The sequence below is a fragment of the Oscillatoria salina IIICB1 genome (genome assembly GCF_020144665.1).
Lineage (GTDB): Bacteria > Cyanobacteriota > Cyanobacteriia > Cyanobacteriales > SIO1D9 > IIICB1.
This window is the reverse complement of record NZ_JAAHBQ010000021.1, coordinates 11106-34982: the sequence shown is the minus strand read 5'-3', so window position 1 is coordinate 34982 and position 23877 is coordinate 11106. Positions and strand designations below refer to the sequence as shown.

At 41.8% G+C, this 23877-nt stretch carries 21 protein-coding genes; 5 read left to right on the top strand and 16 right to left on the bottom strand.

What is annotated here, in order from left to right; genetic code table 11:
* Window positions 1-7: 7 nt before the first annotated feature.
* From G3T18_RS08020 to G3T18_RS08010, 3 genes are all read right to left on the bottom strand, one after another.
* Entirely contained in the window at window positions 8-1090 is a 1083-nt protein-coding gene (locus G3T18_RS08020; protein WP_224410023.1) for an ATP-dependent 6-phosphofructokinase, read from the bottom strand.
* Between the two features lie 74 nt (window positions 1091-1164).
* Window positions 1165-1872 (bottom strand): ferritin-like domain-containing protein, encoded by a 708-nt coding sequence (locus tag G3T18_RS08015; protein ID WP_224410022.1) that lies wholly within the window; start codon window positions 1870-1872, stop codon window positions 1165-1167.
* 208 nt (window positions 1873-2080) lie between these two features.
* A complete protein-coding gene (locus G3T18_RS08010) occupies window positions 2081-3079 on the bottom strand; it encodes a hypothetical protein (protein ID WP_224410021.1) in 999 nt (332 codons plus the stop codon).
* 376 nt (window positions 3080-3455) lie between these two features.
* Here G3T18_RS08010 and G3T18_RS08005 point away from each other — a divergent pair, with 376 nt between their 5' ends.
* A complete protein-coding gene (locus G3T18_RS08005) occupies window positions 3456-3917 on the top strand; it encodes a hypothetical protein (protein WP_224410020.1) in 462 nt (153 codons plus the stop codon).
* A 111-nt stretch (window positions 3918-4028) separates the two neighbouring features.
* Here G3T18_RS08005 and G3T18_RS08000 read toward each other — a convergent pair whose 3' ends face one another.
* The 3 genes from G3T18_RS08000 to queG all read right to left on the bottom strand — a co-directional run bounded on the left by G3T18_RS08000 (window position 4029) and on the right by queG (window position 6701).
* Window positions 4029-4673, bottom strand: coding sequence for an HAD-IA family hydrolase (locus G3T18_RS08000; protein WP_224410019.1), 645 nt, complete (start codon window positions 4671-4673; stop codon window positions 4029-4031).
* Window positions 4674-4880: 207 nt separating this feature from the next.
* Window positions 4881-5654, bottom strand: a complete 774-nt coding sequence (locus G3T18_RS07995; RefSeq protein ID WP_224410018.1) for a PFE-CTERM domain-containing protein — start codon at window positions 5652-5654, stop codon at window positions 4881-4883.
* 117 nt (window positions 5655-5771) lie between these two features.
* Entirely contained in the window at window positions 5772-6701 is a 930-nt protein-coding gene (queG, locus tag G3T18_RS07990) for a tRNA epoxyqueuosine(34) reductase QueG (protein WP_224410057.1), read from the bottom strand.
* Window positions 6702-6873: 172 nt separating this feature from the next.
* On the opposite strand from queG, the gene G3T18_RS07985 reads away from it, so the two are divergent.
* Window positions 6874-7377, top strand: a complete 504-nt coding sequence (locus G3T18_RS07985; protein ID WP_224410017.1) for an orange carotenoid protein N-terminal domain-containing protein — start codon at window positions 6874-6876, stop codon at window positions 7375-7377.
* A 102-nt stretch (window positions 7378-7479) separates the two neighbouring features.
* Complete coding sequence (locus G3T18_RS07980; protein WP_224410016.1) at window positions 7480-7896, top strand: nuclear transport factor 2 family protein; 417 nt, start codon at window positions 7480-7482, stop codon at window positions 7894-7896.
* Window positions 7897-7928: 32 nt separating this feature from the next.
* Here the strand turns inward: G3T18_RS07980 and G3T18_RS07975 are convergent, their stop codons facing one another.
* From G3T18_RS07975 to G3T18_RS07960, 4 genes are all read right to left on the bottom strand, one after another.
* Complete coding sequence (locus G3T18_RS07975) at window positions 7929-8363, bottom strand: hypothetical protein (protein ID WP_224410015.1); 435 nt, start codon at window positions 8361-8363, stop codon at window positions 7929-7931.
* Between the two features lie 396 nt (window positions 8364-8759).
* Window positions 8760-9188, bottom strand: coding sequence for an ATP-binding protein (locus G3T18_RS07970; protein WP_224410014.1), 429 nt, complete (start codon window positions 9186-9188; stop codon window positions 8760-8762).
* A gap of 3 nt (window positions 9189-9191) precedes the next feature.
* Window positions 9192-10922, bottom strand: a complete 1731-nt coding sequence (locus tag G3T18_RS07965; protein ID WP_224410013.1) for a SpoIIE family protein phosphatase — start codon at window positions 10920-10922, stop codon at window positions 9192-9194.
* Window positions 10923-11306: 384 nt separating this feature from the next.
* A complete protein-coding gene (locus tag G3T18_RS07960) occupies window positions 11307-12026 on the bottom strand; it encodes a response regulator transcription factor (RefSeq protein WP_224410012.1) in 720 nt (239 codons plus the stop codon).
* Between the two features lie 766 nt (window positions 12027-12792).
* Between G3T18_RS07960 and G3T18_RS07955 the strand changes: the two genes are divergently transcribed.
* A complete protein-coding gene (locus G3T18_RS07955; protein WP_224410011.1) occupies window positions 12793-15576 on the top strand; it encodes an ATP-binding protein in 2784 nt (927 codons plus the stop codon).
* A 27-nt stretch (window positions 15577-15603) separates the two neighbouring features.
* Here the strand turns inward: G3T18_RS07955 and rsmH are convergent, their stop codons facing one another.
* Window positions 15604-16488, bottom strand: a complete 885-nt coding sequence (gene rsmH, locus G3T18_RS07950) for a 16S rRNA (cytosine(1402)-N(4))-methyltransferase RsmH (protein ID WP_224410010.1) — start codon at window positions 16486-16488, stop codon at window positions 15604-15606.
* Window positions 16489-16880: 392 nt separating this feature from the next.
* Between rsmH and G3T18_RS07945 the strand changes: the two genes are divergently transcribed.
* Window positions 16881-18065 (top strand): NAD(P)H-quinone oxidoreductase subunit H, encoded by a 1185-nt coding sequence (locus G3T18_RS07945; protein ID WP_224410009.1) that lies wholly within the window; start codon window positions 16881-16883, stop codon window positions 18063-18065.
* A gap of 500 nt (window positions 18066-18565) precedes the next feature.
* On the opposite strand, the gene G3T18_RS07940 is transcribed toward G3T18_RS07945, so the two are convergent.
* From G3T18_RS07940 to G3T18_RS25465, 5 genes are all read right to left on the bottom strand, one after another.
* Complete coding sequence (locus G3T18_RS07940) at window positions 18566-19465, bottom strand: WD40 repeat domain-containing protein (protein WP_224410008.1); 900 nt, start codon at window positions 19463-19465, stop codon at window positions 18566-18568.
* Between the two features lie 193 nt (window positions 19466-19658).
* Window positions 19659-20420: a class II aldolase/adducin family protein gene (locus G3T18_RS07935; protein ID WP_224410007.1), complete on the bottom strand. Its 762-nt coding sequence runs from the start codon at window positions 20418-20420 to the stop codon at window positions 19659-19661.
* A 72-nt stretch (window positions 20421-20492) separates the two neighbouring features.
* The gene (locus G3T18_RS07930) at window positions 20493-20735 is read right to left on the bottom strand and encodes an HNH endonuclease (protein WP_224410006.1); all 243 of its coding nucleotides are present in this window, start codon (window positions 20733-20735) and stop codon (window positions 20493-20495) included.
* Window positions 20728-21150, bottom strand: a complete 423-nt coding sequence (locus tag G3T18_RS07925; RefSeq protein ID WP_224410005.1) for a KGK domain-containing protein — start codon at window positions 21148-21150, stop codon at window positions 20728-20730. The genes G3T18_RS07930 and G3T18_RS07925 overlap by 8 nt, the downstream gene beginning before the upstream one ends.
* Before the next feature lie 124 nt (window positions 21151-21274).
* Window positions 21275-23761, bottom strand: coding sequence for a dynamin family protein (locus G3T18_RS25465; RefSeq protein ID WP_263480316.1), 2487 nt, complete (start codon window positions 23759-23761; stop codon window positions 21275-21277).
* Between the last annotated feature and the right edge of the window lie 116 nt (window positions 23762-23877).

Genomic DNA, 23877 nt, shown 5'->3' with positions numbered 1-23877 from the left:
TTCTTTGTCAGTTACCCAAACAAATTCCTAAACCTCTTGCAGTTTGGATCAGTGTATCATTGGGGTCTACTGCTCGATAAGTCTTAATTGCTTCAGCGATCGGGACGCTTCTGACTTGACGGTTTTGCCAAGTAACCATTTCTCCATACTTACCCTGAGCAATTAAATCTACCGCCGCGACACCAAAAGAAGAACCAAGCAAGCGATCGAGAGGAGAAGGAATACCACCTCGTTGAACGTGACCTAAAACAGTCACTCTGGTTTCCGCGCCGTTACATTCAGCAATGCGTTTAGCGAGATATTGACCGATCCCACCCAAACGACATTCGCCAAATTGTTCCATTTTAGTCACAGTTTCACCTTGTTCGGTACAAACTGCCTCTGAGACAATTACGATCGAGAAATTTAATCCTAATGCTTGACGTTCTTTGATTTTACGGCAAACACAATCTATTGTATAAGGAATTTCTGGGAGCAAAATTATATGTGCGCCACCAGCAATTCCCGCATGAAGAGCAATATGTCCCGCATCTCGTCCCATCACTTCTAAAATCATCACGCGATTATGACTAGCGGCAGTAAAGTGAAGGCGATCGAGAGCTTCTGTGGCTATATTTACGGCAGTATCAAAACCTGTGGAATATTCTGTACTACCAACGTCGTTATCAATAGTTTTAGGAATAGCAACTAAATTGATGTTTCCTTGCTGAGCGAGACGGTGGAGGATAGCTAAACTACCGTCTCCACCAATGCCAATCAGGGCATCTAAGCCTAAAATACGGTAGCCCTCAATAATTTCTTCTGAGCGATCGCACTCTTTCCCGTTCGGCATCGGAAAAGCAAAAGGATTTCCTTTATTTGTCGTCCCTAAAACTGTTCCTCCCATTGTCAGTAAAGGATCGACTTTATCAAGTTCTAAGCTCATAATTTCTGGGGGACGACTCATCAAGCCGTGGGTAGCGCGACAAATACCCACTACTTTCCAACCATAACAGCCCACAGCACGATGGACTACAGCGCGGATAATGGGGTTTAATCCCGCACAATCACCGCCACTGGTGAGAATGCCAATCTTTTTTTGTTCTCCCATATTTCACTTTCACCTAAGCGATCGATCTATTTTCGCGCCGATCGGTCTGTTGGCGATCGCTCAGACAAAGAAACTTATACTTCTTTTTCTAAAGTTTGCATAATTACATCCAAAGCATTACCAGGAGTACGTTTAGCATTATTCAAATCCCACTGATCGAAGAGAAACTGTTGAAAACTATCGGTGGTAGTAGCGATCGCGACTACGTCTTCTACCGCAGCTTTAGCCGCTTGTCTGTCAGGATGAGTTTGCAATGCTTTTAAAGCAAAAACATGATGGCGAGTTTCGTCTCTACTGAGTAGTCTCATCATTTTGCTTAAACCATAAGCCTCAAAATCCGCCACTCCGTCTTCTAAATATTCGCGACGGGTATTCCATTCGTCAATCGCTAAAGCAGCCCAAACGTGAAGTTCGCTTTTGAATAAACAACGATAAAATTTCTCGCGCATTTGAACAACTTCTACACTCGGAACAAAAGAATCAACCCAGCGATCGGGTAAACCTAAATAAGCTCCCATACGATGAAAAGCCTCAGAATGACGCATTTCGTCTTGCAACCAAAGGGGAGCAAAAATTTGCCAACCTTCAGATGTCGCGACACAACTAGCAGCTTGAAAAAGATTAATTGAATCTGCTTCGTTTTGTTGACCAACGCGACACCAATCGATAATATTCTCGTCAGGAGCTAACCTAGGCGGTTTTTTCGGGATTAAAGCCGCAGGTTGCCAAGAAGTGCGTAAAGCAGAACTTACATAATCATGCCAAAAGCTTTTTTCTAACATTTATTTCTCCTTCTTATGGGGATTGGGGTTGTCAGTGAACAGCGAACAGTTACCAGTTACCAGTCAGTGGAAGAGATTAAAGAATGTGGAACTAACAGATTCAAGGGTATAAAAACTGCTAACTTTTCACTGATAGCTTGTAGAGGCGGGTACGTGCTAACTTCTCCCCGATCGCTGCTCACTGTTAACTGATAACCGGTAACTGAAGCTAACCGCCTCTTCTGCGTCTATTTCTCGTAGGACGACTCGAAACATCGTATTCTAGAGCAGCACCCATTGCAAAGAGTACGCCAGAAAAAATAAAAAATACTTCTAGCAACGAACCACTTTCGTATTCTGTTGATAAAGTGGCTGCATACTTAAACCACATATCAGCAATATAAAGAGAAAACGCCGCCGCCGCGATCATCCGCCAAGATTGTGCAAAACGTCCGCCCCAAAAAGCTAATAACAAAGCGCTAGCGATGATTAAGAAAATTACGTCGCCAACAATGTAGAAAAAATTAACTGGTCGAGAAAACTTACTGAGAAAATTATCCATTGCTACTAGCCATTCAGGAAGATCTTTTTCTGATACTTCTTCAGCTTCTACTGTTGGTGCTGGGCTAGCATCTTCTGTATTGGCTGAAGTAGGTTGACTTACCTCCTCAGTTGTAGCAGAAGGAATGGCTTCAACTGTTTCTAAATCCCTTGGTGTAGCAAGTGTAACCCAAATAGCAAAGAGAATACCCACACCAGCGATCGCCGCGATCGCGATCCACTGGGACATCTCTAAATTTAATCGTCTGGGGAGTACGGCGAGAAACATTCCCCAACCAACAAAGGCGTAAAATGCTAGATAAAACAAATCTGCTGGTGAAACATCGGGATCGAGTTCCCAATAAAGCTCCCAAATCCCAAAAATAAAGTTACCGATAAAAAAACATAGCATCCCTAATCCCATACCTAGCCAGACATTACGCCCGCTAGCAATTTGGGGACTGCGCCAATTGCGGTAACAAAGCCATGCACCGATTAGAAAAGGCAGACTTTCGAGAATATAAGTTCCTAGGGAGTACCACAGGGGAACTTCTTCTCCAGGGACGGGAATGCTAAACAGTAAAAAGAACAATAGCGATACTACTCCCCAGGCTATTCCAGCATAGACGATGTTTTGACCGCTAAGGAGTTGTTGCGATTTTGATGATTTTTTGCTTGCGCTATTCATTTTTTTGAGAGTTAACATTGGGTTGGTGGCTTCTGCTAACTAGGTTTTAGCCCCATGAAAATAGATTCAGTTCGATCTATTCGTTTATAGTTTACAGAACTCGACACTTAATGCCTATTTTCGCTTTTCTGGTGGTTGGATTTGGCGATCGCCCCAAAAATCTTCCTTGGGAAACAGATCGAAACTGAAATTGTCTGTCTACTTAACCCTAGTGGCTTTTTTGGGTTGTAACCCGTACCTGACGATGTACAGACTTCCTCCTATCATCAAACTAAGAAGACCGATAAAATGAGTATCGGGAAACGTCAAACCCTAAATTTGACTTACATTAAAATTAACTTCGGTGTAATTAAACCGTATTTTAGGAGAAATAAATATGACTACCGATCCCCAAGTCCCTCAAGATCAAGCGCTTGCACCTCTGGATGTCAGCCCGGAAACTCAAGAGATGGTTAGACGAGAAATGCCGGAGGCGACTGAACAGGCGAAAAATGAGACAATGGCGCTGATTGAAGCGATTAAGAGAAAAGCGCAGCTACAAGCGCAGCAAATGCAGGCTGAGGCGGAAAAAGCTAGCGAAATTACTGTAGAAAAATACCTCGAAGCTATACGCACGGCGCGTCGAGAAGTAGAACAAATGGATTTATTCGATCCGGAACGCATTGAATATTCGATTAAATTGATGCAAATGGATGCCGAGCAAAATTGGGAAAATTTGGTTAAAGAAATATCTACTCTTGGCGATCGCCTGAATGATGCTGCTAAGGCTGCTTGGGAAGCCCTGACTGCCCCTCGTCCGGATTATTCCGATACTATTGATGAATCTAAGCAATTGTAAGCGTTCTTGGCGACAATTTTCCTAAATTTAGCCAAGTCTCGCGCCAAAATCATCAGCTTTGGCTTTCAAAGCAAACCAACTTACCCTGTCTTGACAACTGTGGCGACAGGGTTATCTTTTTTCAAAATTATTCACTAGTTCTACCAAAGCTTTCGGTTCGTTAACTAAATAATCTGGCTCGTACTCTGCCAAAACTGCTTCCGAATTGAAACCCCAACTTACAGCAATAACTTTAACTCCACTTTTCTTAGCAGCTTCTATATCTCTTGTTTCATCTCCTACATAAACAATATTTTCCGCTCTAAGCTGATACTCTTTAAACAATTTATTGATTACTTTGTCTTTGCCGAAAAAGCTCGTTCCTGAATAAATAAAATTAAACGCTGTTTCTAAGTTATTTTTCTCTAAAAAAGCAACTACATTCTCTTTAATATTAGAAGTGATAATTCCTAATTGATAACCTTTTTTGCTGATTTCTTCTACTGTTTTTGCCATTTCTTCTACAGGCTTTAAATTGGTAATTTCCTTACCTAACTCAACTTTAGCTCTTCGCAAAAGTAAAGGGATTTTCACTACAGAAATTTGCGACTGCTTGATAATTTCTCTCGAACTTAAATTTTTCAGCTCTAATGCTTCTTGTTCGCTAACAGGTTGATAACCAAATTCTCCTGACAAATTATTTAAAATCTTGACAAAAGCTTCACGAGTATCAGCTATTGTGCCATCAAAATCAAAAACAATTACTTTAATAGTCATTTTTTTAGTTTGTTAATTAATTGGCTAACTCGTAACAATAAATTCAGACTAAGAATATTTAAGTTAAATTTAATTTTACCTTAATTTATCTTTGAGAGAACAATTAAATTACTCTGAATTAGCAAATTAACCAGCAAGCAAAGGAGAGGAGGATCTGTTTTTCATCCTCCCCTCAACCATACCAAGGATCTCAATCGGGAAAAGGTATCATTTATTAACTTTGCTAGTTTGTTTTAACTTGCCAAACATGACCCATCCACCGAAAATAATTAATCCTAAGCTAGGAGAAAATTCAAAGGGAATAGCGGTAGGAACAACATTATTCAGGGCGACTGCATAAGTAATATCAGGATCGAATCTACCTGATGGATAAGTTATATTTCCACCTAGCGAACCGGTATTAGGTGTAACTCCTCCGCCGAGAAAACCTTGTCCTCCTGCTCCTACTGTATCACTGCTTATTAAGTTAGCAATGCGAATGGCAATAATACTTTCCCCAATAGCAATACCAAAGCTATCTAAATCAAATGCTGTAGCAAAGGTTTGATTTTCAAAATTATCGCTGAATTGGTACAAAAAGTTAGTAAAGCTTCCTCCTTTTTGTTTGACAGCGACGGCAAATGCTTCTGGTGCGTTAGCAGCACCATTTTCGTAAATAACAAAGTCGTTACCGGCAAGGTTTTCTAGCAGGGAACCACCCCAACTAAGTTCAATAATTCCTCGATTGGTGTTATCCCCTAAATTCACAGTTGATTTGTTAGGAAATCCGAGAGTAGTACCGACTGTATTATCGACGGGAAAACCAGTTAAGCTAAAGGAAATCCCAGGATTTTGCACAATTGAGCCGTTGGTGACAGCATTATTTGAATCCCAAGTAAATCCAGCTTGGGTAACTGTGGCGGCTTTGGCTAGATTGCAGCTAGCGAAAGAGGCGATCGCCAAACTACCTAAAAGTAAACCAGTTTGATGATTTAATTTCATCCGAGATTTTTCACTCCATTTTTTAGTTTTTGAGGAGAATAATTACTTAGTAATTATGCTAATTTCAAGTCTAAAAAATTACGCTTAAAAAATAAACTTTTTTGCGAACTTTCAAAGTTATTTTTCCAGATTGGCACGAGCATTTCTCCGCAGCATCTCAGGTTTAATTCTTCGCAAAGCTGAAGCGGGAAAATGACGATTCCACTCTTCTTCAGAAATTTGGGCTAATTCTGTTAGTTTTGGGGCAATATTTTGGGGATAAGGTTGAAATTCAGTGAGATCGGTTTCTTGGGCGAAGCGTTGATTCCAGGGACAGACATCTTGACAAATGTCGCAACCTGCAACCCAACCTTCTAATTTGGTAGCGATCGCGGCTGGTAATTCTTCGGCACGATTCTCGATGGTATGATAAGCAATACAGCGATTGGCATCAACTACGAAGGGTTTGGCGATCGCGTTTGTCGGACAAGCTTCTACACAACGAGTACAAGTACCGCAATGTTCTGTATGAGGCTTATCTGGTGTTAATACTAGATTGGTTAAGATTTCTCCTAAAAATACCCAGCTACCATATTCTCTGGTAATAACGTTACCATTCTTGGCAATCCAACCAATTCCCGCCCTCTGCGCCCAAACTTTATCTTGTACGGGTCCAGTATCGGCATAGTAACGGGCTTTGATGTCTTCTCCTTGGGCTTCCAACCAATGAGTAAACGCTTTCAATTTTTTCTCCATGACTTTGTGATAGTCTCTTCCCCAGCCATAACGGGAGATTTTGGCATATTCTGCACTTGGGGGACGCTGGTGAGGTGTGTAGTAGTTTAACGCAACGCAAATAACTGACTGTACTTCTGGCAGACAAGCGCGAATATCGAAACGTTTAGGATTTGCCATCCACGCCAGATCTGCTTGATAACCCAATGCTAACCAGGCTTTGAGGTGTTCTCTGGCTGAATCTTCAGCTTGAGCGTTTACTGGAGCAATGCCTACTTTATGGAAGCCTAAAGATTTAGCTTTGTGTTTGATCTGATTACTGGTAACAACCATTAAAAGTGACTGTGACACAGATCGCAATTTAGCAAAAATACTCCCTAATGGTGAGATTTCTGCAATTACGTTGCAAGACTTTACAAAAGTTTGCATAATGTAACTGAAGCGGCAAAACAAAATTTTCTGTTGTCGTTGGAAGCATACACACTCAAGAATCTCCTACACGACTATGACTTACACTACAGATACAACCCCAAATCTTTTGTTTAACATCGATTCGGCTGACGCTGTTTCCGTTCTCACCGCACAATTCAAGCGTCTCAGCGTTGACGATCGCCTCGCTTTACTTTGGTTCGTTTACACAGAAATTGGTCGCTCAATTACTCCGGCGGCTCCTGGTGCAGCACGGCTACAATTAGCAGAAGGCTTACTCAACACAATCAAGCAAATGCAACCCCAAGAGCAGTTGCAGGTAATGCGCGACTTAATTAATAAAGTTAATACACCCATCACTCGTTCCTACGGAGTTTTGAGCGCTAATACTAAGCTTGCTTTTTGGTATCAACTGGCAGAATACATGAAGGAAGGTAAAGTCATTCAAGTGCCTTCTGGCTATAAGATGAGCAACAATGCTCTGAAGGTAATGAATGGGATCGAGCAGCTAGATTTTAATCAACAAATTACCGTTTTGCGTAATGCTGCGGCTGATCTGGGTGTAGATCCTTTGGCTTAGTTAAAATTACACCTTATTTTCCGCCAAAATCTCTCTAAAAGAGCAGGAAATTGCCTGCTCTTTTGTTGAATACTGATTGCAGAATATCTAGCCATACAGCTTATGACACTTGCTAAATCCAATCCTGATACTAATTGTTTAACAATCGAGGGCATTACCGAACCAGTCATTCTCGATTATTTTGAAACTTTGAATGCTGGAGATTTTGAGGGGACTGCGGCATTATTTGCTGCTGACGGAGTAATGTACCCGCCTTTTGAGTCAGCGATCGCCGCAGCAGATCTTGCTGACTACTTGGAAGCGGAAGCTGTGGGGATGACGCTTTATCCTCAGCAAGGTATCCTCAAAAATCTCGCAGAAGATCGTCAAATCGAAGTTCGAGTTACTGGTAAAGTAGACACGCCCTATTTCAGCGTGAATGTGGCTTGGTCATTTGTTCTCAACTCCGAGCGAGAAATCCTTGCTGTAGAAATCAAGCTGTTAGCGTCTCCCCAAGAATTACTCAATCTTCGACGTTAGCAATTTTTCCTACACACAAAATTAGCTTTTTGTCAAGCAAACGCAGGTTGTGCAAAAGAATCTGCGAGCATTTCACGTCCGAAATCGAGATCTTTCGGGCTAGGTTGCCAGTCTGGATGTGCTGTCATTAACAAACTTTCTAAGGTTTCTCGATCGAATAAATGCCAGACTTTTGCTGTAGCGACTTCAGCTTCTATGGCATAACAATTAGAGCTAATGCAATGAATTATCATCTTAGTAGCAATTCGCTCGATTTGCATTTTCTTTGCGGGTTGAAGAGAGCGAAATTGCCGGATTGTTTGCTTCCACTCGGATAGAGAAGATACCGTTAATCCGGGAATGGCTACCTGAAGATCGCGATCGCCGTTTACAGCAATCCAGTAGTTGCGACTGGGATCTATTGCTTCTAACCAAGGAGAGCGATCGTCAAGACGGTAGCGAGGAGAAAGGATAAACGGTTGTGTCATTGGCTTCAACTTCACTGAATACTTCGATTTCGTCAACAAGAATTGTTAATTAAAAAAGACAAACTTTGCTGTCAGATAACAGCTAGGCTGGGATATCTTGAAAAATCTCCGTAGCCGAAAATAGCGTTAAATAACCCGATTTGATTGTCTGGTAATTGCCTCGATCTGAGAACAATTACTATTAATTTTTTTTACTTATGTATTATTTAAATTTTACAAATCAGTTTTTGGAGTGCCAGTTAACTTAACAAAAATTATAAATTTTGCCGAAAAAAGGCAATTTCTTGACTTTCTGTCACAAAAAACGAGAAATAATTTCGCCAACTGAGTTAGGAAAGTAGCGAAGAGGAAAAGAGGGGGAAGGGAGCGACGGCCGTACGCCCCCACCATTCCCAATCAACTTGGTTTCAATTCCGGTAAACTAGTTTCCAATTTCAGACAATTGCGACCATTAACTTGTAAGCGATATTCCACCCGATCCATCAGCCGATTCATAATCAGCCAACCATAGCCGCTTTCCTGCTTATCATCTGGCTTTGGTGGCAAGTAAGTTGAGAGATCGAACCCTTTGCCATGATCCCAAATTTCCAAAGCAATGTCGCGCTCTTTAAGTTCCAGACGTAGCAACACCGGTAAATTTGGTTGATTTTTGTGCGCGTGACGCACCACATTCGAGTAAGCTTCCACGAGTGCCAAGCGTAAGCGATTCGACTGACGAGGCCAATCTACTGACTCACCTAGCTCGAGTTCTAGACAGTCAAGCAACCAGCGCTCAACGACAGTGAGAAATTTGAGATCGCTTGGTACGTGCAGTTCTGTTCTCATCAACTACAGAACCTCCAGAGAGAGAATAGTTTGGTCGTCTTCCTGAATCTTATTCGTGTACTCGCGAAGGCGAGTTAAGAGATTATTGAGATCGAAGGGATCTTGCTCTTGAAGAATCAATTGCCAAAGACCCTCTTGATTAAGCATCGAACTAGAGCTTTGTCGATCTGAATTTGTCCCACCGGACACCTGCTTCATCTCCTTAGTCAAAGTTGCTTCTGTAATTCCATCACTGGTTAAGAGGAAAGTAGATCCTTCTTGCAAAGTCAAATTTCCTGCTTTTGCTTTCCAGTGTGGCAAAATTCCCACGGGAACGCCACGAACTTTGAGATAATTTGGTGTCACGGTAATTTCTTGGCTTGTGGAGCTTCTTTGCTCGACGAGCGTTCGGTGAGACCAAACCATCGGATAAATATGACCTGCATTAGCATAAACTAACTCCTTTGTCTCAGGACGATAACGCGCCAAGACCATCGTAATAAAGCAGTTGTTACTAAATAAATCATCATTCATCGTGCGGTTGAGATTTTGCATGACAACATCTGGTTCAGGAGAAGTTTCTTGAGCCAGTTCTCGTCGCAAGATACTAATCGCACTTGCCATGAATAAAGCCGCCGGGACACCTTTACCAGAAACGTCTCCCACGGCTAGCCAGACATCTCCTTGGGGATGGAAATAGACTTCAAAAAAATCTCCTCCCACCGCTCGAGCCGGATAGCAGCTTGCTTGTAAGCGCACTCCTTCTACTTCGGGCAAAGTTTGTCTGAGTAAATTGTGTTGAATTTGTCGCGCTACTTCCAACTCAGCCCGCATTTGTTCGGCGAGGGTTTTGGTACGCTGATAAAGTTTTGCCTGAGAAACGGCTAAAGCGGCTTGTTCGGCGACAGCTTCTAGTAATTGCACGTCCGAGTTTTGCCAAGGATTAGCACTGCTACATTGATAAAGAGCAAGCACTGCCAAAGGTTCTTGTTGCACGATCAGAGGTACAGCCAGGAGATACCAGCGAGATCCATTTTCATCTTCTTCTTCCGCCGATCGAGTTTGACAGTTCGCTAATACTTCTTGCATGAGCGAGTCGCAATCGAAAAGTTGCCACTCATCCTCACTTTCCTCCTCTGTAGTAGCTGGTGCTGACGCTTGATAATAAAAAGCGTCAGAGACGAGTATACCTTCCTCTACTGCCTTGAGTATGCCTCCAGTTGCTTGAAAATTTTCCCCGATGCTGTTGACTATCGTTTGTAGCATACTGCGATAGTCTAAAGATTCGCGAATTGCACTGGTGATAACATTGAGTAATTCTTCTTGTCTGAGGGCGCGTCGCAGTTCATTTGTCCTGGCTTTGAGAACTTGATAGGTTTCCGCCGCTTGTTGAACTACTTCTTTGAGTTTTTCTGGATTCCAGGGCTTGGTGATGTATTTAAATACTTTACCGGAGTTAATTGCTTCAACCAGGTCTTCCACATCGGTGTACCCAGTTAGCAGAATGCGAATTGTCTCTGGAAAACGTTCGACGGTTTTGCCTAATAATTCTGTACCATTCATGACGGGCATTCTCTGGTCAGAAATAATTACTGCCATTTCACCTTCGGTGTCGAGAATTTCCAAAGCTTTGAGCGCACCGTCTGCTTTAAAAACATTAAACTCGCGTCGGAAAGTACGATAGAGCAGATCTAAATTGTCAGGCTCGTCATCCACCACCATTAGTTTGAGTTTGCGATTGCTTGCCTGACTCATTTGCTCACTCTTCCAATTGAATAAAAACTTGCGAGATTGTGTTTCTTCCCTACATATTTATTTAACGGCAACTCTTTTTCTGTTTGAGTTGCACTCCATACCATTTTTTTCATCTAGCCGTAATCGGAGATGTTGATTTTGTCGTCACCTGCTTTAACTTGAGCGAGATTTGATTTCTGACTACAACCAACTACGATATCAAAAATTTACCTAATTAGATCGCTGATTTGATGAATTTTCCTCGCAGGTGGGGCGGTTAGACAATTAATGCTTTGGTTTTTACCGCCTTGCTTTCTATAGCACATTTATGCTTTTTTTGTCAAGCTAGAGGAGGGAATTCTAGGGAATACCCACCTTCAGCCTATTGGTGAGGTGGGGAGGTTTTTAACCAACTAAACCAGAACGGAGAGCGCGGACAGCCGCTTGAGTGCGATCGTCAGCGCAAAGTTTGTTCAGAATATTGCGGACGTGAGTTTTCACGGTTCCCACAGTGATAAAAAGCTTTTCAGCAATTTCGGCGTTGCTACAACCTTCAACGATTAGTTGCAAAACTTCTAATTCTCGTTCAGTAAGAGGATAAGCTTCGATTAATTGACTGTATTCTGGTTCAGCAGCGTTAATTTTCACTGTTTTGTTAGTTACGGGAGGTTCGCTTTCTGGAACAGGTTTTTTCGCTTGAGAGAGGACAATTTTGGCGATCGCCGGATCGATCCAAGCATTACCTTCTTGGGTTGTCTTCAGTGCTTCGAGGAGGCGATCGAAGCTGATATTCTTCATACAGTAAGAGTCAGCACCTGCTGCAAAGGCTGCTAGCACCGCATCTTCGTTATCTTGTAACGTGAGAATCAAAATTCTCGTAACCCTTTCTTCAGTATTTTGCTGGGATTCCTTGAACTTCCTAGTTAACTCAATTCCATCCATGTCTGGCAGACCGATATCGACAATGCCAATATCTGGTCTATATTGTTCTAAAATATTCATTCCTTCGGTAGCATTTGCCGCCTCACCTACTAAATCGATCTCGCTACGCTGTTGTAGTGCTGTTCTCAGTCCGACTCTTGTCAGTTCGTGATCTTCAATTAGAGCAACCCGAATTTTATTCATTTTGAAACCGCTTCCTCAAACAAAGTAAACAATTATCAACAAATATCAACACACATAGTGTCAATTTTACCTAGGGGCTGCGATGAGGCAGCTAAGAACTGACACTAGCTCAGTTTAGATATTTTCACGCCTATAGTGAGTAGCATTTTCCCGGTGTTTCAGGTAGGGTTTTCTCTCACCTGGGACAATTTTTTCAATTTGCTCTTTTGGTTTTAGTACAAATTAACTTGATCAGAAATTTAACTCAAAACTGTAATTATAATACGGAAACCTAATTTATTTCCGTATTCCAGAGGAAAACAAGCTTGGAATTCGCAGTGTAGTGTGAAGGTCAGGCGATCGCCTGCCGAGATCGCTCCCGCAGAGTCAATTATCTAAGTTAAACCTGAAACAAATCGCTCTTGGGAGAGAGACTAGATAGATTCAAAACAAGACACAATTTATAATGAAAGGCTAATTTGGGCTAATATTTACAGGACTTGAGACAAAAGACAACAGTCAGAAAAATTCATGCTTTGTAATTTCCTCGTTCAATAAAATCAAAAAATAGCCAATATTCAGATTACAATTCTTGGTGGAGGAAGTCTAAATTAGCAAAACAGCGAATTTGCTTAAGTTATTGGTGATTTATTCGTTGAGAAACGAAAAAAATGGTACGGTGCGAGTAAATATATTTACCTAGCAAAATGAGGCAAAATGATTTTCACACAGTGGATTTCTGGCGATCGGGGATATTCCTCCATCCAGCAGCAATTTTTAGCTCGCTATGATCGATGAAACACTAAAAATCCTGATAATAGAAGATTCAGCAGAAACTCAAGCTGTAGTAGATCGCGCACTGACAGCAGCAGGAGTGAAAGTAAGGATCTCCGTAGTTAACGAGTGGGAAACTGCGAGGTCGTCTTTAGAAGAAAATTTATTTGAGTGTATTTTTCTGGATGAGCAACTATCTCAAGATTCCACCCTCGAATTAGTTAAAAAATTTCGCGCTGCGGGAATCAATGTTCCCATCGTCGTTCTCATGGAAGATGGAGACGAACAAACTGCGGTGGAGTTGATGAAAGCTGGAGCATCAGATTGTCTTAAAAAAGCTAAGGTTTCCCCAGAAAATATTTCCCGTAGCTTATCGAATGCAATTCGCCTTTACCGAGCAGAACAAGAAGCAGCACGAGCTAATCAGCGCTTGCGAGAAAGTGAAGAACGTTATCGCTTTATTTTAGAAGGTTCTTATGATGGAATTTGGGACTGGGATTTCAACCGACAGGAAATTTATGGTAACGATCGCCTCTTAGAAATTGTCGGTCTTTCTCCAGAAATTACTACTACCCCAAAACTATTTTGCTCTTTAGTACATCCGGAAGATTACTCGAAAGTATTTCAAGCAGTTCAACTTCATCTTAACGAACAAATAGAACTAGAAGTGCAGTTTCGCCTGCGTCATAGTAGTGGAGAATATCGTTACTGTGTTGCTCGTGGTAAAGCTCAAAGAGATCGCTACGGTAAACCATTTCGGATGTCTGGTATTCTCAGCGATATTACTGAGCAAAAATTTCGAGAGCAGCGAGATAGTTTTTTGGTCGAAGCTAGTAGTTTGCTCGGTGCTTGTTTGGATTATAAATCGACGCTTAATAATCTCGCTCAATTAGCAGTTACTTGTTTTGCTGACTGGTGCGCGATCGATCTTCTTGAGGAGCGTAATTCTTACCGTCGTGTGGCTTTTGCTTATGTAGATCCTCAGCAAGAAAAGCTCATTTCTCAGCTAGAACCTTGGTCGTTAACTACTAATAATGACGGGGAATTGATCGTGGCAAAAATGCTCTACATTGGCTCATTTAACAACGATTTGAATTTTGCTGATTCGCTGTTGGTTGAGATGGCAAAAAATGAGCGGCAACAAGAATTGTTAGAACAATTAGCAATTCGCTCTTATATTTCTGTACCATTATTAGCAGGAGAGCGTAATTTAGGTTCGCTGTTGTTTGTACGCAGTTCTGCGATTAATTACTATACTCAAGCTGATTTAGAAGTAGCAGAAGATTTAGCACAACGCACTGCTTTAGCGATCGAAAATGCAAGATTGTATGATTCGGCTCAATTTGCTAACCGTAATTATCGCAAAGCAATCCAAATTTTAGGAGAACAAGAACAACAACTGCGTACTCTCCAACAACTGACAAATTTGCTCAATCAACGCTTGACAAATTTGCCCGATTTGTTAAGAGTAATGGCTAGCGCAGTTTGTGACGCGATCGCGGGAGCGGAAATTTGTTTTATCACTCTGTTTAATTCTCAGTGCGATCGCCTGATTTTAACGATCGCTGCCGGACAAGGTACTGATAATTTAAAATTAGAAAATATTTCTGAGGAAAATTGGTTGCGTCAGGTGTTTTTAACCGGAGATTCTCACTTAGTTCAAGGTGTCGCGACGGACAATAGTAATTTACCTGCGGCAATTTATGCTGTAGCTATTGAATCAGTGAAAGCGGGAAGATTAGGCGTTTTAGCAGTTGGGAATTGGGAAGATGTTAAGGCTTTTAATTGGGAAGACCAACATTTGCTATCAGCAGTGGGAGAACAAGCTGCGATCGCTATTGATAATGCTCGTTTAATTAAAACTTTAGAGGAACGCGAGGAACGTCTCGAAGAACAAAATAAAATCTTCGCTCAACAAAATACTGAACTCGCAAATCAACGTCAACAAATTCAGTTACAAAACCTTCAATTGCTAGAAGCAGCTCGGATTAAAACTCAATTTTTGGCTACTATTTCTCATCACTTACGCACGCCTTTAAATGCAATTATTGGTTTTTGTCAACTACTTTTACGTGGCAAAAATGATGGTTTTACTGCACAGCAAAACCAGATGCTAGAACGAATTTTAGCAAATAGTAAAGAATTGTTGGAAGTTATTGATAATATTCTCGATTTGTGTAAAATTCAAGGAGAACGGTTGGAGTTACAACTCGAACAATTAAATTTGGTTCAACTTGTAGCAACAATTGTTGAAGATGTTCGCGAAATTGCTGAAGAAAAAAATCTGGTTTTAGCTTTTAATTCGAGTTTAGAAAATGTTCGCGTAATTAATGATAGTTTTCGTTTGCGGCAAATTATTCTGAGTTTGCTTTCCAATGCGATTAAGTTCACCGATCGCGGTAGTATTGAAGTTGGGCTAAAAGAAGTCTCAGAAGATCGCATTGAATTAATGGTTAAAGATACGGGAATCGGTATTGCTGAAGAGGAAAGAAGCTATATCTTTGAAGAGTTTGGTAAAGTAGACCAAACTTTAAATCGTAAGTATTATGGTACGGGTTTGGGACTAACGATTACTGATTCTTTAGTTCAGTTAATGCAAGGAAAGATTACTGTCGAAAGTCAGCTTGGTCAGGGTTCTACTTTTCGAGTAGAATTACCTCGCAATGTTGGTAATTTTGTTTCTGAATTTACTAGCACATTACCTGAAACAAGTCAAGCTGTTAAGCAAAAGTCTTCCGGTGATAATTCTCTGTTGCTGAAGCTAGCAAATATGAAAAAAACGAAGAAACTTTATTAAATTTAATTAGGTGTCAACCAGGGAAAGTTAAGAAAAAATTCGTTCAGCAAATCTAAGTTTAGCAGAGCGAGAACGAGGATTTTTAGCTTCTTCGTCAGGTTGTGCAGTTATGGGTTTTTTAGTTAGCACTTTTAAAGAAGATGAGTCACGCAAACGATGTTTGACAAGGCGATCTTCTAAACTATGAAAACTAATAATGCCAATTCTGCCCCCGATTTTGAGCCATTGAGGAGCAATTTCGAGAAAACGTTCTAAAGATTCAAGTTCAGCATTAACGGCAATTCGCAAAGCTTGAAAAGTGCGAGTAGCGGGGTGAATTCTACCATAGCGGTATTTGCGAGGGACACTATGGGCGATCGCCGCAGCTAATTCAGTGGTAGTCTGAAAAGGACGTTCTTGCACGATACGTCGGGCGATGCGTCGAGAAAGTCTTTCTTCGCCATATTGATAGATAAGATTAGCTAAATCTTGTTCGTCCCAGTGATTAACAATTTCGGCTGCGGTAAGGGACTGAGAACGATCCATTCGCATATCCAGACTAGCCTCTTGTTGGAAACTGAAACCGCGCGATCCAATATCCAGTTGAGCCGAACTGACACCCAAATCCGCGATAATTCCATCAAACTCAAGCTTACCAGGATTGTAGTCAGCAAAATTACCCTGCCAAAATTGTACTCGTTCCTCACCGTAGGAAGATAACTTAATTTTAGCTGCCGCGATCGCACTCTCATCGCGATCGATCGCCATCAGCCGCACATCCTCAAAAGCAGCTAAAATCAACTCACTGTGTCCCCCACCACCCACAGTAGCATCCAAATAATGTCCCCCCGGACGAACATTTAACCATTCGCTTAACTCTCGACTCAAAACCGGGACATGAAAAAATTCTTGTTTCTCTATTTCCTGACTCAAAACCCTATCTCTAACTCAGTTATCACGTACCCGCATTTACCAGTTATCAGTTTATCTTCTAATTCCTCCCCCTCTCCCTGGTCTTCCCCCTCTCTCCCAATCCCCAATGAACAGTGAACTGTTACCAATGAGCAGTTACCAGTTTACTCTCGAATCAGTGGTTCTTCTAATTCCACCTTCTTTAATCTCTCCAATTGGCAATCCCGACTGTTCACTGATAACTGGTAACTGATAACTGAAAACCCCAATCCCCCTATAATAATTACAAGAAAGCAACAAAAATAAACATAAGGTGCTGCTAATTTTAGGCATCTGGAGAACAACTTTAAGATCGCCCATTCTAGCAAAAAACGCACCAGCCGAATTCTTCAAGAGGGAGAAAGCGCCTATTTATGGCACAAATTGAAACCAGAACCGACCCAATGGTACTCAATATGGGTCCCCACCATCCCTCGATGCACGGGGTATTGCGTCTCATTGTCACACTCGATGGTGAAGATGTAATCGATTGCGAACCCGCGATCGGCTATCTCCACCGGGGGATGGAAAAAATCGCCGAAAATCGCACCAACATCATGTACGTTCCCTACGTTAGCCGTTGGGACTACGCAGCCGGGATGTTTAACGAAGCGATTACGGTTAACGCACCAGAAAAATTAGCCGGAATTGAAGTGCCAAAACGCGCTCAATACATCCGCGTCATCATGTTAGAGTTGAACCGCATCGCCAATCACCTGCTGTGGTTGGGACCCTTTTTAGCTGATGTGGGCGCACAAACGCCATTTTTCTACATTTTCCGCGAACGGGAATTAATTTACGACCTCTGGGAAGCCGCATCCGGTTATCGCATGGTCAACAATAATTACTTCCGCATCGGTGGTGTAGCAGTGGATTTACCCTACGGTTGGGTAGACAAATGCGAAGACTTCTGCGACTACTTTGAACCCAAAGTTGACGAGTACGAAAAGTTAATCACCGATAACCCAATTTTCCGCCGTCGCGTTGAAGGTATTGGGACAATTACTCGCGAAGAAGCAATTAACTGGGGACTTAGCGGTCCGATGTTACGCGCTTCGGGAGTTAAATGGGACTTGCGGAAAGTTGACCATTACGAATGCTATGACGATTTCGACTGGGACGTTCAGTGGGAAACTGCTGGAGACTGTTTTGCAAGGTATGTAGTCAGGATTCGCGAAATGCGCGAGTCTGTCAAAATACTCCGTCAAGCCCTCAAAGCTTTACCAGGCGGTCCCTACGAAAACCTCGAAGCCAAGCGAATGGCAGAAGGGAAGAAATCCAAGTGGAATGATTTTGAATACCAGTACATCGCCAAAAAAGTTCCACCTACTTTTAAAATTCCTGCTGGCGAACATTATGTCCGTCTCGAAAGCGGTAAAGGCGAACTGGGTATCTTTATTATTGGTAACGATAATGTCTTCCCTTGGCGTTGGAAAATTCGTGCTGCTGATTTCAACAACTTGCAAATTTTGCCCCACTTGCTGAAAGGGATGAAAGTTGCTGATATCATGGCAATTCTCGGTAGTATCGACATCATTATGGGGTCGGTTGACCGTTAGAAACTCCAACAACTAAGCCCGCGCAGGCGGGCTTAGTTGTTGGATAATCGCTGTCATGTTGAGCGAAGCGAAACATCTCACCGCCAAATTGCTTCTGATACCATTTACCAAAAAAAATGGGTTTAAAGCCTCGCTGTTCTACGGCGACTTTGATTGAAAAGAAACTAGAAAGTTAGTACAATAGTCGATCGCGAGTAAAACTAAAATCTACGTGATTCTTCGCTCTAGTAGGTCGAAATCCCGGTAAGTAAGAAACAACGGTTAGATTGGCTCTAACGGCAGTATGACTAAACCACTGCAAGCTTTCTTCAGAGCGAGGAGCGTACTAAACTAGCTGAGTGATGGATGTTTGAAAGCATAAAACTCAAAAAAGTAAGCGCAATATATGCGGCTATATGTCAACATATTGAGCGTCTAGAGGCAACTTGACTGTGCCTGCAAGAGGAAAGAGAACTACTTGTGAATCCCCTCCCTTTAGCAACGCGGAGGGAGGGGAGTAGTCAAATAACACCCTTTCCAACAACATCAGCAATAGCGAGGAGCTTTCCATCCGGGGAAAACCTCACTTCTTCGACTGTACCGTAGGAACCATATTGAATCTCTCCTGAATTAATAGGGGCTACTTCTTCACCCTCCAGTGTCCAGATTTTGAATCCATAATCATCAATCTCAACCAAACCAGTAGCGAAGAGTTTGCCGTCTGGAGAAAAACTCACATCATCGACCGCATTTTTGTGTGCAGGAAGAGTGAGCATTTCTGGACTCTCAAGCGTCCAGATTTTGGCAGTTCCCCCACCAGCAGTAGCGAGGAGTTTTCCGTCTGGGGAAAAGCTGATACTATCGAAAGTAGTATTCCCTCCGAGAGTGACAACTTCTTGATTATCGATAGTCCAGATTTCCGCTACGAACGGATTACTGATAGCGAGTAGTTTGCCGTCGGGAGAAAAGCTGATATCTTGGATTGACCAATTTTCTCTTTCTAAGCGATTTTTTTCTCTAATTTTGGGCGCGAAGGCTTGATTAATAACGAGTTTCAGGTCTTGTTCTACTTCGGCTTTGTCGGGGAAAGGTAGTTTTCCCCATCCGGTTCGCAATTTTTTTGCGGCACGTAAACCTTCTAGTAGGCTATCAAATTCGGATGTGGTTTCTCGCTTTAGCTGTGCTGAAACTGTGAGAGTTTTGATTTCTTGTTTGGTGGCTTTGAGTGTGGAGGCGATCGCGATCGCTGATAAAATAATTATGACTAACCCGGCGGCGAGTGTCCCGAAGGAAGCTTTTTGCAGCAGACGAGTGTATTTTGCTTCGCTAAAGTTTTCGGGTTGTTTGAATGATTGTTCTGAGTTTAGTGAGATAATAATTTTAACGAAAGAGCGATGCGACAAAGTAAGTGCGCTAGACAAATTGAGCGATCGCTAATCTAACAGACTAAATTGAGCTATGTCACTGAATTTCTTGATATTTTCACCGCAAGATAATTTTTTGTTACAGATTGGCTGCGAGATCCTCGGTTAATAAAATATACTGGGCTGAGTTGAGCGCGATCGCTACTTTTTTTCCAGACAAGCAAAACTCATAAATTTTTCAAACTAAAATTTATTCCAGCAAATCTGGTTCTTCGCGAACAATTTTCTCGTAAAGTGATTGAAAGCTAAACCAACCCATGAAATGAGAACCAATTTGACTATAAGTAAGACTCGCAATTTCTGGGTCAATTAATTTTGGTTTTCCTACAGCTTCGGCGAGTAATTGGGCTTGACAAGTTCGCTCCATTGTGATAAACCACCAAGCAGTTTCATCAACCGTGTGACCGACAGTTAGCAAGCCGTGGTTACGCAAAATCACAGCTTTTCTTTCTCCGAGGGTAGCCGCAATGCGTTTACCTTCTTCCAGGTCGAGAACTACCCCTGTATAATCATCAAACAAAGCATGATCCTCGTAAAAAGAACAAGCATCTTGAGTCAGAGGGTCGAGGGTTCGCCCCAAACTCGACCAAGCTTTACCGTACACAGAATGGGCGTGGGCGGCGGCAACTACGTCAGGGCGGGCTTGGTGGACTTGAGAGTGGATAGCAAAAGCGGCAGCGTTGACGGGTTTATCGCCTTGGATAACCTCGCCTTTGTGGTTAACCAGTAGCAAGTCTGAGACACTGATGTGACCAAAATACATTCCGAACGGGTTAACCCAGAAATGGTCGAGGTTTTCGGGGTCGCGGGCGGTGATATGTCCCGCAACACCTTCATCAAAGCCGTAACGGGCGAAAAGACGAAATGCAGCCGCTAAACGCTGTTTGCGGTGGTGGCGTTCATCTTCTACAGAATTAAACGTTGGTGGTTCAGGAAGTTGTAGTTCAGGCATAATTTTTTAATTCAAGTATATTACTAAGAAAAAGTTCGTAGTGAGGACTTTAATCCTCCTAAAAAATTTAACCTAGCTAAAGCGACGCTGGAAGCGAGAGTCAAGATAATCTCTTTTCTTTTGATTACAGCTACAACAAAGTGTTTGTAAGTTGCTGATGTCATTACTACCACCTTTCGCTAGAGGAATAATGTGGTCGATGTTGAGAATAGTTTGCTGGCTAGTTTTGCCGCAACTTTGACAGCAATAATTATCGCGTGCAAAGACATATTTTCTAACTACTAGCGGAATAAAAATGCGTGGAGTTTTAGCCATTTAGATGATTATAAATATCAGCACTTACGGTAGGTGTATCATAATCAAACTCTGGTTCAGTTTCTATTTCTGGTTCTGATTCGGTAGTTTCTATTTCTGAAACAGGATTTAACTCTAGTTCAAGTTTAATTTTGACTTTCGCCTTACGCCAACCTTGACCATCAGTTTTAAGGATTTCGCAATCTATACCATCATCAAACCACTGGGTATAATCTTCGTTATTTCCTTGGGGACTGATGACTTTTTTGTCTATTCTGACACCTTGATTAGCAAGTAAGCCTAATAAGGCGTAACCAATATCGTAGCCGAATGCTTCCTGTACTGCTTTCCTGAATTTCCCAATTCTAAAAGTATCTTCTCCAAAGGAAATTACATCATCTTCTTTACACTCTAAAAAATCGTTTTGCTTGTTCATAATGCACTCCGGTATTAGCACTCACTGGTTAATTGTCAACTAAGAAAAAGGATACGTTGTTTTCTTAAAAATAACGAGAAAGATTGGTGGTTACACTCAACGCATTCTCTGGGCTTTTCTTAAGTTAAAATTCTTCCGTTACTTCTGCGGTTAATTCTTCATTTTCTTCAACAAATTCTCCGAACTCTACAGGATAAAACTCAGGATTAACTAGCACAAAATTCAGGTCTGATTCTCGGATGGGAGGCAATTTTTCCCGGTCTAATTTCATTGCTTCCAAACAAGAATTTATTCCGGCAACTGCTTGGTTGTATGCGGCGATCTTACTTTGAATATTATCTTGCGATCGCTGATTATTAGCTATTTTTGCTTCTGCTTCTTTTTCGAGAGTTTGTTCTAGGTAAGTACGGGCTTCACTGTATTGTTGTAAAATGGCTTCAGCTTGTTGTCCTGCTGCTGGTAAAAGATGAGTTTTTAGGGTTTGGTTAATTGTTTGACGGAAAATACGATTAACGGTTTGGGAAACTTTGGGATCGAAATCAAGCTTGAGCAATTGACGAATTGCTGGCTCTGCTTCTACCATACTTTGATAGTCGAAGCTACGACAAGACTCTTGTAAAGTTTGGTGAAGCTGCCACATAGAAACGGAACCTTGTGAGTAAAATTGAGGACGTTCGCGAATGTAGCGATCGCATTCGGTTCTGGTTTCGTTAGCTAAGGCGCGATCTACTTGGATTTCCAGTTGTTTTAAGTTACGCTCAATGCCGCTATCATTTCCTAGTAAACGATAAATTTCTCGGTAGTATTCTTGTTGTCTAACTTGGCTTTGCAAGCGTTCAAAAAATTTGATGACTAGGGTTTGAGAAGCAGCAAGCAAGACATCTTCTAATTCGTTGGCTAAGTAATAGAAAGCTTCGGCTAAAATTGAGAGTAAGGGAACTACTGAATTGCGCGGATGGGCTTCGACTGCGCGGCGATGGGCTGTGGCTACGGAAAATTTAGTTAATAAGCTATCTAAACAACTTACCATTGCTAATTTTAGCTCTTGGAAATCGGCTTCAAAACCTGAGTTATCGCCGTTGAGAATATCGCTAATTTCTTTCGCTATGTGGGCTTGAAATTGGTCGCCAACTTGCTTGAGTTGCTGACTTAGTTTTGCCAACTCCTGTTGTTTCATTGCTTCAATTTCTTGGGGTTGGCTGTCTAAATCTCGCTGAAAAGAAAGGTAATATTGTTTGAGACTAATACACAAAGGTTGCAAGTCGTCAGCGAGATTTTCAAACAATTGGGGACGTTTTTCTTCGGTAAGATAGCGCGTAATTGCTTGGCTAAAAGTGCTAATTCCGCTATCTTTGATTAATTGATCGATGAGATCGTTGCCGAAATCTTTCAGCAAACGAACGTATTTCGCATTTTGGGTAGGATTTTCGCGACTGTCGATAAAAATGGGAAATTTGTTGGTGGGTAATTTTTCCGAAATAAAACAGTAGCGATTGAATTCGTAAACAAATTGAGGTGTTTCTTCTTGTCCGTCTAAACCCTTTACAGTTTGGGCAAATAAAGAATCTAAACCAAAACGATCGCTGGCTGTGGTATGCTTAATTTGACTGCCATAAAAACCGAGTAAAGCACTGGTTTTGTAGATGCGATTAGTCGAATTAAACTGTGAATTGATCAAGTGATTGAGGCGATCGCGTAATTGGGTGTTGTACCAAGTTTCGTCTACGCGGTTGAAAACGTAAAAAACGCGATCGCGTATTCCCGGATTAGTTCGCATTGTTTCCAGTAATTCTGTTTCTGATGCTGTCATATCCCCGGCTGAAGCTGGTTTCAGGACACAAATTACCGCAGAAGTATCGGGATCGGCAATCTTATCGTAAGTTAATTGGCGGTCTTTGGCAATTGGCGCATCAATTCCAGGCGTATCGATAATTACGTTACCATCTTCTAGCAAGGGATGGTGACAGTAATATGCTAATTTCTTCAAAACAGCACTATTACTACCTCGTCGCGCATAACTAGCTGCTTCTTGCAAGTTAGAAAAATTAAAAGCTTCCATTGCATAAGTTGCATTTTGCAAAGTGTGAATGCGCGATCGGTTAGCTTCAAATCCGGCAATTAATAATTTTAAAGCATTTGCTTGTTTCGCGCGTTCGGATTTACTTTCTCCTCCTTCTTGTTGAATAATTTTCTCGCTTTCTTGATGCAGTTTGTTTCTCACTTCCGCTTGGTTAAGATTTACAGGTGATGGTAATCCTAAACTTTGAGAAAGAGTGTTTGCTTGTGCGCCAATTTCTGCTTCACTAAGGAAAGTTAAGACTACACGCTCGTTATCCGGTTCAGCATAGGAAAGATAACATTCTGTACCTGTAGCATGACCTTCTGCACTATAAAGCAATTCGCGCTCTAGCAGGGCATTGATTAACATTGATTTACCCGCGCTAAAAGCACCCGCAAAGACAATTTCAAATCGCGGTGACACTGCTTTTTTGAGCGAGGCTTCGACAGTCGTGGTATCCTGCTGTCTGAGAGCAGGTTCTTCTTGCAGCAGTTGCAGCAAACTGTTAACTTGCTCTTGGAGGTTGTCACACTGGGGTAGTTGTTGTGTCATGTCCTCTATTTAGGGAGAGATACTATACTTCTGTTATAGTTCCCTTTTGCAAGAGGATTATTGCGAAATAGCGCGATCGCGTCTTCAAACTTTATTTTCTTGAAATCTAAAGACAA